This window comes from Chitinophaga pollutisoli, assembly GCF_038396755.1.
In the GTDB taxonomy this organism is placed as follows: Bacteria; Bacteroidota; Bacteroidia; order Chitinophagales; family Chitinophagaceae; genus Chitinophaga; species Chitinophaga pollutisoli.
In genome coordinates, this window is sequence record NZ_CP149822.1 from 2,868,707 (window position 1) to 2,883,126 (window position 14,420).

A 14,420-nucleotide genomic window follows, 5' to 3' on the forward strand; every position below is an offset into this window, starting at 1 on the left:
TATGTCAATGATTGAATCGCTTAATTCATGTTTCTACATACATGGAAGCAATTGGAGGGACGCAGGCTTCGGTCGATAAAAATGGTTTTCGGATATAGTTTTCCGGGTTTATTTTAAACCGTTGAAGAAAATAGTTAACATCTTTCTCTCCCGGTTCATGAACTCTTTTATATTGTTGGCGTCTTGAAGGTCAAAATCCGCGGTCTGCCATTTGCACCAGTTGATCCAGAATCCAAACATCACTTGCACCAGCAGGTCGGCCGTTACGGCAGGATCATGTTGTTCCGATAATTCTCCCAGCCCGATTCCTTTTTTCAGCCAGGAAGAAATAAACCGGATTTCGGACTGATGGACCATCTCGCCGATTTGCCGCATGAGGCTGCTCGGTTTGTCGCTCACCCACATGTTGGTGCCGAACAGGAGATGATATTCCAATAACATCCATTCTTTTACCGACAGGTACCGGTCCATTACTTCCTGCATGGAGCCGGCCGTTTCCAGGAAAGTGCTGATGTCGATGAAGCAACCGTTCACGATCCGCTCCACCACCGCTACATAAATCCTGTCCTTATCGGAAAAGTAGTAGTACAAAGATCCTTTGCTGATCTCCAAGTCTTTCGCGATTTCGTCCATAGTCGTTTTGGCCAGGCCAAAGCGTTTGAACCGCTTCAGCGCCGCCTCCAGTATCGCTTCCCTCTTTTGATCCTGTTCGGCCATTTGGTGACTATGCAAAATCGCGTTTGACTATTTGACTTTGCGGGTCAAATGTAGGAACTTTTTAGAACCTGCAAAAAAAATTTATACCTGATTTAGTAAGAACTATAAAAAATACAATATGTAATCCAATTGCACCGCAAACATAAAGAAATATTTAATATTCCACATATGTATCATGAAAGATTTTGTTAAAACAGCGGTAACAGGCAATTTGAAGCGTGGGGCGAAGGGTAAAAGGGTTAAAAAGGAGGCCGCCTGATCATTCGCGGCCTCCGTAAAAAATATATGCTTACCAGCCGAGCAGGTAGGCGAAGATGAGCGGTGCCACGATGGTAGCATCCGACTCAACGATGAATTTCGGTGTATTGATATCCAGCTTGCCCCAGGTGATTTTCTCGTTGGGAACAGCGCCGGAATAGGAACCGTAAGAAGTGGTGGAATCGGAAATCTGGCAGAAGTAGCTCCAGAACGGAACGTCGGTCCACTCGAGATCCTGGTACATCATGGGCACCACGCAGATGGGGAAGTCACCCGCGATGCCGCCGCCGATCTGGAAGAAGCCAACGCCTTTGCCGGCGGAGTTGTTGCGGTACCATTCGCTGAGCCACACCATGTATTCAATACCACTCTTCATGGTGGAGGCTTTCAGCTCACCCTTGATCACGTAGGAAGCGAAGATGTTGCCCATGGTGCTGTCTTCCCAACCCGGAACGATGATGGGAATATTCTTTTCGGCCGCGGCGAGCATCCAGCTGTTTTTCGGATCGATCTCGTAGTGCTCTTTCATCACGCCGCTCAACAGCAGCTTGTACATGTATTCGTGCGGGAAATAGCGCTCACCGGCGGCTTCCGCGTCTTTCCAGATTTTATGGATGTGTTGTTGGATGCGGCGGAAAGCTTCTTCTTCCGGGATACAGGTATCCGTTACCCGGTTGAAGCCCTGCTCCAGCAGGTCCCATTCTTCCTGGGGGCTGAGGTCGCGGTAGTTCGGAACGCGCTTGTAGTGCGTATGGGCCACGAGGTTCATGATATCTTCCTCGAGGTTGGCGCCCGTACAGGAAATGATATCGACCTTTCCGGCACGGATCATTTCCGCGAACGAAATCCCCAGTTCAGCCGTGCTCATCGCACCCGCCAGGGTTACCATCATCTTGCCGCCTTCCAGCAAATGCGTCTCATATCCTTTCGCTGCATCTACCAGTGCCGCCGCATTGAAGTGGCGGTAATGATGCTGGATAAATTGTGAAACAGGTCCTTTAGTCATTACAGTACATGTTTTACTTGTGTGTACAAGCCGCAAAGGTACAATTTTCAATGGGCAAAAGGCCCATCGAAACCAGCATGCATAAAAAAACCGTCCCGGCGAATCCAGGACGGCATACTGACTGAAACTAAAACTAAAACGCGGTTATGCTTTTTGCAATTTCTTCAGGCGGGTGATGTTCCCGTTGGATTCGGCCTTGAGCACGGTCCAGTGGGTCTCGCTTTCCAGGGTTACAACGTAAGTGGTGAGGCCGTCGGCTTCATACTCTACGATGTTGTTGATCTTCTGGTCAGGGTACTTCTTCATCAGGCGGGTAATCACATTCAGGGGCAGTTCGGCATCGTCGATATAACGGCTGGTGGCCAGCAGCACGCCTTCCCTGTCATAATGCGCCGTCACTTTCCGGGCGTTCAGGGTGAATTTGGCCACGTACTTGTCGGTAGTAGTATACCACGATACGTCTTTCGCTTTGGCGAATTCTTCCTTAAATGCGTCCAGCACTTTTTTGTTGTTAATGGTTTCGTCGAGAGCGAATGCGCTGGTGACGAATGCGGTTACCAGGGTCAGAATGGCGATCATCTTTTTCATGGCGGAAAAATTTTAATCAGGTTTTTTAATTTGTTTTAGAATGCGGTGTGTGATTTGATGATGTAAAATTAGTCCGCCGGTAAACGGTTGACAAGGGAATAGTTATGATTGGCACGCCAGTATGAAGCTAATGTTATGCATGTTATAACGTATACGTAAAACGCATTATCCCCGCAGTACGGAACCCGCGCCGGATGCGGGGTTGAGCGAAAAGAAGAAATGTTGCACGCGGCCGGGTTAAGACTTTGTTAAAGTGATCCGGCGGTGACGTGCGGTAGGCGCTGGAAAAGCATTTCCGAAAACGGACAACATGTACCGGAAGCGGACGGGTCGGGGAATAATACCTATCTTAGGGAACGCGGAAACGCCCGGTTGTCGTGCTTTTGCCGTTCATCGCCGGGAATCGCCGCCTGTCTGACTATGAATTATCTCGCGCACGCATATTTATCTTTTCATGATCCGGATGTAACTGCCGGGCAGCTGATCGCCGATTTCGTTAAAGGGAAAAAAGTGGATGATTACCCCGCCCCCCTCCGCAAAGGGATCCTCCTCCACCGGGCGCTCGACGCATATACCGATCAGCATCCCGCCTCCAAAACCGCCCGCGACATCTTCCGCCCCAGCTCCGGGCTTTACGGCGGCGTGTTCCTCGACGTGGTCTACGACCACTTCCTGGCCAACGACCCCGCCCGCTTCACCCGCCCGGCGCTCGAACGCTTCGCGCAGGAAGTCTACGCCGCGGTAGACGAACGGCTGCCCCTCCTCCCGGCCGCGTTCCGGCAGATGTTCGCTTTCATGCAAAGCCAGAACTGGCTTTACCATTATCATGAGCGCGACGCCATCTTGCGCAGCTTCGGCGGCATCGTGCGCCGGTCCAAATATTTCCAGCAGCCAGCCACCGTCCCTTACAGCGTTTTTACGGCCCGGTACACGGATTTCCGGGACTGCTACAACGCCTTCATCCGCGACGCCGAAAACTTTATGAAAACTCTGACAAAGGAGCTTTCCTAGATTTCTGAAAAACACGTAGGTTTGGGTCCGATTTCAAACACATCATCCAACGAATTATGAATACGCTCAAATCACTCATCGTTATAGCCGGCCTGGCCGTGTGCAGCCTCGCCTCTTTTGCGCAGGACAAGAAAATGCCGCCCGTAGACCCCAGTCCCATGGACATGGCCTACTACCCCGTCATGTTCCCTTACGTGTGCAAGGTGAAAGGCGAGCCCGGCGCCCTCGTGGCCAGGGCCATCTTCAGCCGCCCGCAGAAAAAAGGCCGCCCCATCTTCGGCAACCTTGTGGAATACGGCAAGATCTGGCGCCTGGGCGCGAACGAAGCCACCGAGCTGGAGTTCTTCCGGCCCGTGACCGTAGGCGGTAAAACCATCCCGAAAGGCCGCTATACCCTCTACGCCATCCCCAGCGAAACCAAATGGACGGTGATCCTCAACAAACAAACCGACATTTGGGGCGCTTATAAATACGAGCCCCAGCTCGACGTGGTGCGTACCGAAGTGCCCGTGAACGCCGCTCCGGAAGAAATAGAAGCCTTCAGCATGGTATTCGAAAAAGCCGCCGGCGGGGCGAACCTGCTCATGGGCTGGGACAAAACCCAGGTAGCGCTGCCCATCCGCTGGGCCGACAGCAAGGCTGTAGCTTCCGCGGGATCGAAATCCAAAGCGAAATAACCCTCCGGGAATCAACGATATGCGAAAAGGCAGCGGATCCGCTGCCTTTTTTTTATGATTACAGTTTGAAACATGGGGCAAAAGAAAAAAGCGGTAAGAATACCGCCTTCAGAAATTTTTAACCATATCCTATGAAAAACCTGAGTCAAAATTAGAGGAATAACCCATACTTTCCGGGGCATTCTGGTGAACGTTGTTTTTTTTCTCGTAACCGGCGGAAATGGGCGGGCTACTGCCGATAAGTGTGGTTGAAACCCCCAAATCCCCACTGCGAAGCGATTTCAGGGGCAACGGCATAGCACATACGTGTCATTTGCCCCTAATATTTCGGGCCAGGCCGCCGGGCGGGATAATTCGTTAACTTTGGAATTCCCATAAAATCTAGCAATCCATGAAGTTAGGTACCAAGCTGATCCATGCGGGCGTAGAACCGGACCCTTCCACCGGGGCCATCATGACGCCGATATTCCAGACCTCCACCTACGTACAGGCCGCTCCGGGCGACCATAAAGGCTACGAATACGCCCGGACGCAGAACCCTACGCGCCACGCGCTGCAGAACGCCCTGGCCGCCATTGAGAACGGAAAACACGGCATCTGCTTCGGCAGCGGCCTCGCGGCTACTGACGCTATTATAAAACTGCTGTCGCCCGGCGATGAAGTAGTGGCTTCCAGCGACTTATACGGCGGTACCTTCCGGATATTCACTAAAGTTTTCGCCAAATATGGTATCAAATTCCATTTCGCCGACCTGCAGGACGCGTCCCGGCTCCGCGGCCACCTCAATGCGGCCACGAAGCTCATCTGGCTGGAAACGCCCACCAATCCCATGCTCAATATCATTGATATCGCGGCCTGCTCGGCCATTGCGAAGGAAAAGGGCATCCTGCTGGCGGTCGACAATACCTTTGCCTCGCCTTATCTGCAGAACCCGCTGGACCTGGGTGCCGATATCGTCGTGCATTCCGCCACCAAATACCTCGGCGGGCACAGCGATGTGGTGCATGGCGCCGTGATCGTGAAAGACGAGGCGCTGGCCCAGCAACTGGCCTTTATCCAGAACAGCTGCGGCGCCGTTCCCGGGCCGCAGGATTGCTTCCTGGTGCTTCGGGGTATCAAAACCCTGCACGTACGCATGCAGCGCCATTGCGAAAACGGCGAGGCCGTGGCCCGCTTCCTCCGCGATCATCCCAAAGTGGAAAAAGTATATTGGTGCGGATTTGAAGACCATCCCAACCACGATATCGCCAAAAAGCAGATGCGCGGTTTCGGCGGCATGATCTCTTTTACCTTGAAAGACGACAGTATGGACGCAGCCCTGAAGGTCCTCAGCGGTACGCATCTCTTTTCCCTGGCGGAATCCCTGGGCGGCGTGGAAAGCCTCATCGGCCATCCGGCGTCGATGACACATGCCTCCATTCCCCGCGAAGAAAGGCTGAAAAACGGGCTGACGGACTCCCTGATCCGGTTGAGTGTAGGTATTGAAGATGTGTCGGATCTGATCGAAGACCTGAAAAAAGCCATCGGCTGATTGGATTCTTCCATCAATCTGCTTACTTTTAGCACATTACACCTACATGCCTTCCGTTCTTGCAAGAGGCCGGGGGCATTTTTTCCATATGCTATGACCACTATGAAGTTCCAGCAACTGAAAGAATTTTTGGATGCCAAGGCGGAGCACTACGACCAGCCGGCTTTCATCGCAGGCGACCCGATCAGCGTTCCGCACCGGTTTACGAAGCTCCAGGACATTGAGATCGCCGGCCTTTTCGCCGCCATCCTGGCCTGGGGGAACCGTACCACCATCATCAACAAGTGCACCGAGCTAATGGCGCTCTTCGACAACGCGCCCTATGATTTCGTCGTGAACCACGACCCGCGAGACCGGATGAAGCTCATGAACTTCAGGCACCGGACCTTCAACGGGCTGGACCTCCTCTATTTCGTGGAGTTCCTCCAGCACTATTATTCCAACATGACGTCCCTGGAATTCGCCTTCAGCGGATACCTCCAGCCGGAAGACGTTAACGTGGAAAACGCGCTCATCGGGTTCCAGAAAATGGTTTTTGCCATGGAACACCCCGACCGCACCCGCAAGCACATATCCACACCCGTGCGCAACAGCGCCTGCAAAAGGCTCAATATGTACCTGCGGTGGATGGTAAGGCCCGATAAAAATGGCGTGGATTTTGGACTATGGAGGCAAATTGCGCCCGCGCAGCTCGTTTGCCCGGTCGATATACACGTCAGCCGCGTGGCCGCCAGGCTCGGCCTTATCCAGAGCGCAGACGCCAACTGGAAAACCGCCGTCGAGCTCACCAGCCAGCTGCGACTGATGGATCCCGCCGATCCCGTGAAATACGATTTTGCGCTTTTCGGGCTGGGGGTCATCGAGAAATACGTTTGATCAAATATGAGATAATGAAGAAAATCACCGGACTGGTAGCGATGTGCTGCCTCGCTTTATCCCTCTCCGCGCAGGACTATGTGGAGCTGAATTACAATCTGAAGACTGGAAGTGAATTTACCCTGAGCCAGGAAAGCCGCAGCGAAACCTACATGACGGTGCAGGAAGTGGTGCAACGGACAACCCGCGATTACAATAACAAAATGTCCATCAAAGTTACCGATGCCGCCCCCGGAAGATTCACCATGCAGTGGTCCTATACCGACATCAAATTCAACTTCAACGCCAAAAACCAGAATATTTACGTAGACGCCAAAACCGACCACCCGGACGAGCCCCTGCAAGGCGCGCTCAAGCTCATGCTCAACCAGCCCTTTTCCGTTGAAATACAGGGCACGGGCAATATCACCAAGGTGGAAGGGCTCGACCAGCTCATGGAAAAAGCCTCCGAAGCTTTCGCCAAGCTGAAATCCGACGAGCGCGACGCGTATAAGAAACTCCTGAAAGACCAGTTCGGTACCGACGCATTCCGCGGATGGCTGGAGCAACTCCTCATCATTTACCCTGTGCATGGCATCAAGAACGGCACCCAGTGGGAAGAAAGCGTTCCGCTGCGCGGGGGCTCAAAGGCCGGGTAGACCTCTACTGGAACCTCCAGCACTGGGACGGCCAAACGGCCAAGGTCAACGCCGAAGGCAATATCAAGACCGACAGGGTTGAAACCTTCACGATTGAAGATGGTATCCAGGCCACGGCCGCCATCGAAGGCAAGCTCATCACCAATTATCTCATCCTCCGCGAAAGTGGTTTTCCCAGCATCGCCGTGCAGAACACGGAAATGAACGGTAAATACGTATACCTCGCCAACCGTAAAAAGCAACTGAAAAAGGATCTGACGGTACCGGTAAAAATCGTGACCAACGCTTCCTACAAAATCAAGCAGGTAAAGTAATGGAAAGCCGCCACCTGGAAGAAACCGGTACCTGGCTGCAGGAAAACGCGGGCATCCGCCTCCCGTCGCACTTCTCACTGGAAGACCTGGAGAAAACGCTGGCGGAACAAATTGAAATGCTCGTAGAAAGAAATTTCCAGCAGTTCGTTTTGCTCCTCTACCAGGTGGACGTTTCGGAAAAGAAAGTAAAGGAAATCCTCGCCGGGCAAAACTACCCGGACGTGTACCGCTCCATCGCCCGGCTGATCATCGAAAGACAAACGGAAAAAATCATCTCCCGTGAAAAGTACCGCCAGCCGCCTGAAGACCTCGCCGGCGACGCGGATAAATGGTAAAACATATAACAAAAGGGCCGCCAGTAAATCTGGCGGCCCTTTTGTTATGGATCGTCTTTTTTACTTGTCGAACATCAGCGATTTCACTTTGTCTTTGTCTTCCTTCTCTTTCTCCAGATCGAAGAAGGTGCCGAAAACGCGGTCCCAGAAAGCGGAACTGACGCCGAAGCCTTTGTCTTCACTTTTGTAGTGATGCAGGTGATGGTTCCGCCAGAGCGGTTTCATAAACCGGAACGGCGGGTTCCAGGCGTGGATGGCGTAGTGCATGCTTCCGTACATAAGGTAACCAAGCAGGAAACCAGGGAAGAACATGAACGTGAACTTTCCGAGGAAAATGTACTGCGCTCCGAAAATGGCCGAGGCGAGGATAAGGCTGGGCACGGGCGGCATGAAGAGCCGCTGTTTGTCGCGCGGGTATTCGTGATGGTTACCATGCAGCACATAGATGAAACGCGTCATCCGCGGGCTTTCCGTTATCATATGGAAAATGAAACGGTGCATGATATACTCGAAAAATGACCAGAAAAACATGGCGCCGAAAAATACCAGCGCAATACGGCCTATGCTAAAACCCAGCGCGCTGTGACTGTAATACAGCGAATATCCAATCAACGGCAGATACATGCCCCAGATCACAAGTGGATGCGTTTTGGTCAGCATTTCCAGATACCGGCTTTCAAACAATCTTGCCTGTCCTTTATTCTTGATCTTCTCAAACTTCATGACTCCCAAATTTTAATTAAACCATTTGTTAATCAGTAACAGGAGTAGGGAACTAAATGTTTTGGGTAGGTTACCGTCTGGACAGTAACCGGGGTACAATCACCAATTCGTATTCTTTCTGCAGCAAATATCGTATCAATTTGTTCAATTGAAAATAAAATTTATCCTCCCGCCTGGGGTCGGTACCGATGTGCAGAAGCAGTAAAAAGCCATTCAACCCGGCAGGGTGGCGGTTTTCGTATTGAATAACAGACTGGTAAATCCTGTCGCCGGATACATAAGAATTCATCATTTCCGGATAGGTATAATCGGCGTTGGAACGCGTGCCGGGGGTAAAATTGATGAGTTGCATCCCCAGATCGTGTGTCCATTGCAATATCGTGTCGTTATACCACTCGTACGGAGGCAGGAAATAATGCGGCTCCGGAAGGCCCAGCCGGTTCATGGCGCGGAGGTTCATATCCAAATCGGATTCAAATTCCCCGCGGGAAACGAGTAGGCTGTCCCGCTTTTTCCAATCGCAGTAAAGCAGGTGCTTCCCGGAATGCGGCCCCAGGTAATGCCCTTCCAGCTGCAACCGGTGGATTAGCCCCCTAAATGCCGGATTTTCATAGAAATCGCCCGTCAGGAAGAAGGACGCCTTCACACCCAGGCGCTTCAGCACATCCGCGATATACACCCCGCCATCGGCAAATTCATGCCCCGTAAATACGAGCGCCAACCGCTTCCGCGCCGTATCGCCACGCGTTACCACCACCGGCTTTTCACCCAAACCCTCCACCGCCTCCCGGAACTTCGACAAGTCCGCACGTCGCTTTGGCGCATGCTCCAACGCGTATGCATACAACAAATCACCCACCTCACGGAAGAACGGATATCCGATCTCTTCGTATTCATATTTGCCGTCGTTCAGCACGCCGTCGCGGTTCACATAAATATTTCCCGACACCATGAACTCCACCTCATTTTCAAAGTCCGCGAAATACGCGATATCGGTAAGATACCCGTACGACCAGCCCGTTTTATTGAACACGCGAATATTTGCAGGGATCTTGCGGCGCCCATCCTTAAACCGGAAAAATTTGGTGTAGCTGTCGAAGAATTCGCTCGTATCATACCGCGGGTGATCGCTTTCCGAAGGCAACGCGGCCATCCAGCGGTATAAAAACCGGTAATCCTCTTCTTCCAGCCCAAACCGTTCCCGCTCCGGCACCGATTCCGGGAAAATCACGCTGCGCAGCAACCGGTGAAGGTCCTCCAGCGGATAGTAATTATGCTTCGTGAAATCCATGGGCGAACGGATGAGGCTGTCGTTCCGGTCCCAATGCGAATGGCCAACCAGCCAGGTTTTGCTGTAATCGAAAGGCGCCGTATTATACGCCGCAGGCTGGCTGTACAGCGTTTCCCCATTCTGCACGAAGCGAACGGGATTGGTATGGCGGTTCTGCTCTTCGTTCATGGCCACGAAGCGGCGGACGATCTTCACATCGTTGTATCCCTTGGCGCGCAGCTGGTCATGGATATACCCCTGCCCCAAAAATTCATACAACCGGTTGTAAGCATCGTTATCGGAAACAAGGAAGATCTTTTTGATGTACTGCGCTACGGACGGCAGCCCGTTCGCCGCCGAAGTATCTGCGGACACAGCGGTTTGACCGATCCACGCACTGTCGGTCAGCATCGGCGTCCATTTCCAGATTTTCATTTGCCGGAGCTTCTCCAGCGCCAGGAACGCCAGCGGCATTTTGACGGTGGAGGCGGGGTTGAAATATTTGTTCCGGTCGGTCTGGAAATGCCAGTCTCGGAACGAAGGCTTCCCTTTCGCGTCGCGGTTGATGGTGGTGAAGATGAGCTGGACCTGGAAGGAATCCGGGTGACTGAGCACATGCCGCAGTGCCGGGGTAGCTTTCCGGAAAAGCAGCTCCCGCAAAGGCGCGTCTGTACGGGCCTGCGCGGCCGCAATGCCGGAATACAGCACCAAAAGGCAGAAAAGGAACCGTCTGTACATATCTTAAAGCTATAAAAATCCGATATATTTGGCGCCAGAACACCAAAACCCAACCAATGAAACTCGTTACTTACATCCGGGAAGACGTGGACCAGCTGGCCATGCTCGTGAACGGACAACTCTATAACCTCCAGGATCTCCATCCCGAGCTTCCTACCACCATGCATATGTTTTTGCAGATGTGGGAAGAAGTGATCGATCTGGCGAAGGCGATAGATGCAAGGTTGAAAGAAGGCCACACCCCGCGTTCCAACGTGCATGGCGTGCCCTTTGATGAAGTGCAGCTCCTGGCGCCGGTGCCTTTCCCCACCAGCTGCCGTGATGGATACGCCTTCCGCCAGCACGTAGCGGCGGCGCGGAGAAACCGGAAAGTGGACATGATCCCCGAATTCGATCAGTATCCCATCTTCTATTTCACCAACCACAACGCCATCCAGGGCCCCGGCGATATCTTCTGCATGCCCGACCATTTCGATAAACTCGACTTTGAACTGGAAGCCGCTGTCGTGATCTGCAAGCGCGGCAGGAATATCACCGCCGCGGAGGCCGACGAATATATCGGGGGATACATGATCATGAACGACATGAGCGCCCGCACGCTCCAGATGGAAGAAATGAAACTGAACCTCGGCCCCGCCAAGGGTAAGGATTTCAGTACCGTTATCGGTCCCATGCTGGTAACGGCCGACGAACTGGAACCATTCCGCATCCCGGCGAAAGAAGGCCACACCGGCAACAATTATAACCTGAAAATGAAATGCTGGGTCAATGGCGTGCAGGTGAGCGAAGGGAATATGGGGGATATGGACTGGACGTTCGCAGAGATCGTGGAACGTTGCGCATATGGTGCCGACATCCTGCCCGGCGACGTTATCGGCTCCGGCACCGTAGGCACCGGATGCTTCCTGGAGCTGAACGGAACCGGCAAACTGAACGATCCCAACTACCCCGAGCAATGGTTGAAGGCCGGCGACGTGGTGGAAATGGAAATCGACGGACTGGGCAAATTGACGAACACCATCGTAGCGGAAGAAACTGATTTCTCCATTCTTGCCAACAAGAAAAACATATAACCGGAAGGCATGAGAGTAGATCCCTCGGAAGTAAAAACCTCCGCGCTCCACGCGTACCTCCTGGGTGCGGTGGCGCCGCGCCCCATTTGCTTCGCCAGTACGGTGGACGCAGACGGGCGACCGAACCTGAGCCCCTTCAGCTTCTTCAACGTATTCGGCTCCAACCCGCCCACGCTGGTATTTTCCCCATCACGCCGCGTGCGCGACAATACCGTCAAGCACACGCTGGAAAATATCTACGCCACCAAAGAAGTCGTGATCAACGTCGTAAGCTACGCCATGGTGCAGCAGACCTCCCTTTCCAGCTGCGAATATCCACGCGGCACGGATGAGTTCGTGAAGGCGGGTTTCACCCCGCTGCCTTCGGAAAAAGTAAAGCCTTTCCGCGTGGCCGAAAGCCCCGTGCAAATGGAATGCAAAGTAAGGGACATCATCGAAACCGGCACCGGCGGCGGCGCGGGTAACCTCGTGATCTGCGAGCCCGTGCTCCTGCATGTCAACGAAAACATCCTCGACATCAACGGCCGGATCGACCCGCAGAAAATAGATCTCGTGGCGCGGATGGGCGGCGATTTTTACTGCCGGGCCTCCGGTACGGCGGTCTTCGAAGTGGCCAAGCCCAATACGCAACTGGGCATCGGCGTGGATGCGCTGCCGGCCACAATCCGCAACAGTCACATCCTCACCGGCAACAACCTCGGCCAGCTGGGCAACGTGGAAGCCCTCCCGCCCGTGGACCCCGCGTTTACCGACGAGCACCTCACCAACATCATCCAGTACTTTTCCATCAATCCCGAAGAAATGGAAAAAGAACTGCACCGCTACGCAAAACAGCTCCTCGATTCCCACAAAGTGAACGAGGCCTGGCAGGTATTGCTGGCCGGAAACCTCCACTGACGAGACTTTCCCCGAAAATAGAAAAGCGGTCCAGGTATTACCCGGACCGCTTTTCGTTTATGCGTTACAGCATGTAATCAGGACTTTCCGCCGAATACTTTTTTCAGCAGTTCCGAAGTACGGGCTGCGGGATTGTTGCGGATGGCGGCTTCTTCCTTCCCTATCTGGTCGAACAGGGCGCCAACGGCTTTGTTGGTCACGTAGCCTTTCAGGTCCGGGTCGAGTTTGGTAAAGGAAGTAGGCAGGCTGTTGTATTTAGTCACGATTTCGCCGTAGTATTTGGTAGCGGCGGTTTGGTTAAGCGCCGAGTCGATTACGGGAGAGAAGGCGGCCACGAGGCTGGCGGTAGTTTTCTCTTTGAAGAAGTTGGTGGCGGAGTTTTGTCCGCCCGTCAGCAGTTTCATCGCGTCGGTGATGGTCATTTGCTTGATGGCGTTCACGAAGATCGGCGCGGCAAATCCTACGGCGTTTTCGGCCGAGCGGTTGATCTGGAGGATGGCTTTATCGACCAGGCTGCCCATGCCGATGCTGCGGAGCGCCTTTTCTGCTTTCAGCGCATCCGGCGGGAGGAGTACTTTGTACAGTTCATTGCCGAAGAAACCGTCTTGCTTGTTAAGCAGGCCGATGCCTTTGAGGACACCTTTCTCCAGGGCTTCCTTGATGCCGCCGGCGGCTTCGCCTTCGGTGACGTTGGCGCCGGTGGTGGAGGTGCTGCCGGAATTGAGTACGTTGCCCACTTTCTTCAGGATCTGGGCATTGGCGGTGGTATGGAGCACGAGTGCGCCTGCCGCGATAAGGATGGTTCGTTTTAACATGATGCTGATTGTTTGTACAGGGATATCATTCATGGATGGATAACAGCGGAACGTGCGTATGGAACGCGATCCGCGAAGTATTGCTGCGTTTGAATATGCTGTCGAAAAGACCGTGCTTTTTCGGAATGATGAGGAGCAGGTCTGCTTTTTCGGATTGTGCGAATTCCGTTACCGCTTCCGGGATATTGGGCCGGTCGATGAAATGGTATTGCGGGTTGAAGTCGTGCAACATGTTGTCTAGCTCCTGATTTTCTTCCGGGCGGATGTGTTCGCGCCCTTCTTTCTGGATGTTCACGACATGCAATTCGGGTTTGAAAAGTTCCAGGAATTTCATGAGCGGCGCTTTACGGGTGGTTTTAGCCACTTTGCGGAGGTCGCAGGCGAAGAGGATTTTCCGGATCGGCTTGAAGGATGCCTGCGTGGGCACCACGATCACGGGGTAGGCGGAGGATTTCACCACGTCTACCGTATTGGACCCGACGAGGATTTCTTCGAGCTGGCTGCCGCCGGTGATGCCCATCACCACCACATCGGCCAGTTCTTCCCGGCATACCTGGTCGATATTGGCCGCCAGCAGGTGGTTGTCAGCGCGGATATCAAGGGTGATGTGCGCGGGCATCATGGGCCTGAGCTGGGCCTGCATATTGCGGAGGCCTTCCATGCTTGATTCCCGGAGGTCGTCCATATTAACGATGGGCACGGCCGTGGGGAGGTCGGGGATGGGAACGATCAGCTCATATGCGTGATACAGCACGATGCGGGTAGCGCCTGCCTGCTGGGCAAGCCCGATGGCATAACGGGCCGCGTTGTAAGCCGTTTCAGAAAAATCCGTTGGAACGATGATGGTTTTCATGCCGGGTCTGTTTTTATCCGCCTTAAAGTTACGCAATAACCACACCAATGCCTGATCCGAAATCATAAATAAATTAAAAAAACACACCATGCGGGGCCTC

At 53.3% G+C, this 14,420-nt stretch carries 14 protein-coding genes and 1 pseudogene; 8 read left to right on the forward strand and 7 right to left on the reverse strand.

Features of this window, described 5'->3' with window-relative positions; genetic code table 11:
* Positions 1–108: 108 nt before the first annotated feature.
* The 3 genes from WJU16_RS11780 to WJU16_RS11790 all read right to left on the reverse strand — a co-directional run bounded on the left by WJU16_RS11780 (position 109) and on the right by WJU16_RS11790 (position 2,569).
* Positions 109–732 carry a TetR/AcrR family transcriptional regulator gene (locus WJU16_RS11780; RefSeq protein ID WP_341838505.1) on the reverse strand — a complete coding sequence of 208 codons (624 nt, stop codon included), beginning with the start codon at positions 730–732 and terminating at the stop codon, positions 109–111.
* A 274-nt stretch (positions 733–1,006) separates the two neighbouring features.
* A complete protein-coding gene (locus WJU16_RS11785; protein WP_126245796.1) occupies positions 1,007–1,981 on the reverse strand; it encodes a deoxyhypusine synthase family protein in 975 nt (324 codons plus the stop codon).
* 144 nt (positions 1,982–2,125) lie between these two features.
* Positions 2,126–2,569, reverse strand: coding sequence for a hypothetical protein (locus WJU16_RS11790; RefSeq protein ID WP_341838506.1), 444 nt, complete (start codon positions 2,567–2,569; stop codon positions 2,126–2,128).
* A gap of 420 nt (positions 2,570–2,989) precedes the next feature.
* Here WJU16_RS11790 and WJU16_RS11795 point away from each other — a divergent pair, with 420 nt between their 5' ends.
* From WJU16_RS11795 to WJU16_RS11825, 6 genes and pseudogenes are all read left to right on the forward strand, one after another.
* On the forward strand, positions 2,990–3,580 hold the full coding sequence (locus tag WJU16_RS11795; protein WP_341838507.1) for an ACP phosphodiesterase: 591 nt from the start codon (positions 2,990–2,992) through the stop codon (positions 3,578–3,580).
* Positions 3,581–3,636: 56 nt separating this feature from the next.
* Positions 3,637–4,257, forward strand: a complete 621-nt coding sequence (locus WJU16_RS11800) for a DUF2911 domain-containing protein (RefSeq protein ID WP_341838508.1) — start codon at positions 3,637–3,639, stop codon at positions 4,255–4,257.
* A gap of 391 nt (positions 4,258–4,648) precedes the next feature.
* Positions 4,649–5,788: a cystathionine gamma-synthase gene (locus WJU16_RS11805; protein WP_341838509.1), complete on the forward strand. Its 1,140-nt coding sequence runs from the start codon at positions 4,649–4,651 to the stop codon at positions 5,786–5,788.
* 93 nt (positions 5,789–5,881) lie between these two features.
* Positions 5,882–6,664 (forward strand): TIGR02757 family protein, encoded by a 783-nt coding sequence (locus tag WJU16_RS11810; protein WP_341838510.1) that lies wholly within the window; start codon positions 5,882–5,884, stop codon positions 6,662–6,664.
* A gap of 245 nt (positions 6,665–6,909) precedes the next feature.
* Positions 6,910–7,616 (forward strand): annotated as a pseudogene (locus WJU16_RS26085) (DUF6263 family protein).
* Entirely contained in the window at positions 7,616–7,951 is a 336-nt protein-coding gene (locus WJU16_RS11825) for a hypothetical protein (RefSeq protein ID WP_341838513.1), read from the forward strand. The pseudogene WJU16_RS26085 and the gene WJU16_RS11825 overlap by 1 nt, the downstream one beginning before the upstream one ends.
* Before the next feature lie 60 nt (positions 7,952–8,011).
* Here WJU16_RS11825 and WJU16_RS11830 read toward each other — a convergent pair whose 3' ends face one another.
* Both WJU16_RS11830 and WJU16_RS11835 read right to left on the reverse strand, forming a co-directional pair.
* Positions 8,012–8,674 (reverse strand): sterol desaturase family protein, encoded by a 663-nt coding sequence (locus WJU16_RS11830; protein ID WP_341838514.1) that lies wholly within the window; start codon positions 8,672–8,674, stop codon positions 8,012–8,014.
* A 70-nt stretch (positions 8,675–8,744) separates the two neighbouring features.
* Positions 8,745–10,682 carry a serine hydrolase gene (locus WJU16_RS11835; RefSeq protein ID WP_341838515.1) on the reverse strand — a complete coding sequence of 646 codons (1,938 nt, stop codon included), beginning with the start codon at positions 10,680–10,682 and terminating at the stop codon, positions 8,745–8,747.
* A gap of 56 nt (positions 10,683–10,738) precedes the next feature.
* Between WJU16_RS11835 and WJU16_RS11840 the strand changes: the two genes are divergently transcribed.
* Together WJU16_RS11840 and WJU16_RS11845 are read left to right on the forward strand one after the other, a co-directional pair.
* On the forward strand, positions 10,739–11,755 hold the full coding sequence (locus tag WJU16_RS11840) for a fumarylacetoacetate hydrolase family protein (RefSeq protein ID WP_341838516.1): 1,017 nt from the start codon (positions 10,739–10,741) through the stop codon (positions 11,753–11,755).
* 9 nt (positions 11,756–11,764) lie between these two features.
* Positions 11,765–12,652 (forward strand): flavin reductase family protein, encoded by an 888-nt coding sequence (locus WJU16_RS11845; RefSeq protein WP_341838517.1) that lies wholly within the window; start codon positions 11,765–11,767, stop codon positions 12,650–12,652.
* Between the two features lie 77 nt (positions 12,653–12,729).
* On the opposite strand, the gene WJU16_RS11850 is transcribed toward WJU16_RS11845, so the two are convergent.
* Positions 12,730–13,467 (reverse strand): DUF4197 domain-containing protein, encoded by a 738-nt coding sequence (locus tag WJU16_RS11850; protein ID WP_341838518.1) that lies wholly within the window; start codon positions 13,465–13,467, stop codon positions 12,730–12,732.
* 25 nt (positions 13,468–13,492) lie between these two features.
* Positions 13,493–14,320, reverse strand: coding sequence for a universal stress protein (locus WJU16_RS11855; RefSeq protein ID WP_341838519.1), 828 nt, complete (start codon positions 14,318–14,320; stop codon positions 13,493–13,495).
* Positions 14,321–14,420: the final 100 nt, after the last annotated feature.

What these genes read in the sequence shown, in the direction of transcription:
- WJU16_RS11830 (WP_341838514.1), bottom strand. Translation starts at nt 8,674, where the DNA reads ATGAAGTTTGAGAAGATCAAGAATAAAGGACAGGCAAGATTGTTTGAA.
- WJU16_RS11800 (WP_341838508.1), top strand. Translation starts at nt 3,637, where the DNA reads ATGAATACGCTCAAATCACTCATCGTTATAGCCGGCCTGGCCGTGTGC.
- WJU16_RS11805 (WP_341838509.1), top strand. Translation starts at nt 4,649, where the DNA reads ATGAAGTTAGGTACCAAGCTGATCCATGCGGGCGTAGAACCGGACCCT.
- WJU16_RS11850 (WP_341838518.1), bottom strand. Translation starts at nt 13,467, where the DNA reads ATGTTAAAACGAACCATCCTTATCGCGGCAGGCGCACTCGTGCTCCAT.
- WJU16_RS11835 (WP_341838515.1), bottom strand. Translation starts at nt 10,682, where the DNA reads ATGTACAGACGGTTCCTTTTCTGCCTTTTGGTGCTGTATTCCGGCATT.
- WJU16_RS11840 (WP_341838516.1), top strand. Translation starts at nt 10,739, where the DNA reads ATGAAACTCGTTACTTACATCCGGGAAGACGTGGACCAGCTGGCCATG.
- WJU16_RS11790 (WP_341838506.1), bottom strand. Translation starts at nt 2,569, where the DNA reads ATGAAAAAGATGATCGCCATTCTGACCCTGGTAACCGCATTCGTCACC.
- WJU16_RS11810 (WP_341838510.1), top strand. Translation starts at nt 5,882, where the DNA reads ATGACCACTATGAAGTTCCAGCAACTGAAAGAATTTTTGGATGCCAAG.
- WJU16_RS11845 (WP_341838517.1), top strand. Translation starts at nt 11,765, where the DNA reads ATGAGAGTAGATCCCTCGGAAGTAAAAACCTCCGCGCTCCACGCGTAC.
- WJU16_RS11785 (WP_126245796.1), bottom strand. Translation starts at nt 1,981, where the DNA reads ATGACTAAAGGACCTGTTTCACAATTTATCCAGCATCATTACCGCCAC.
- WJU16_RS11855 (WP_341838519.1), bottom strand. Translation starts at nt 14,320, where the DNA reads ATGAAAACCATCATCGTTCCAACGGATTTTTCTGAAACGGCTTACAAC.
- WJU16_RS11795 (WP_341838507.1), top strand. Translation starts at nt 2,990, where the DNA reads ATGAATTATCTCGCGCACGCATATTTATCTTTTCATGATCCGGATGTA.
- WJU16_RS11825 (WP_341838513.1), top strand. Translation starts at nt 7,616, where the DNA reads ATGGAAAGCCGCCACCTGGAAGAAACCGGTACCTGGCTGCAGGAAAAC.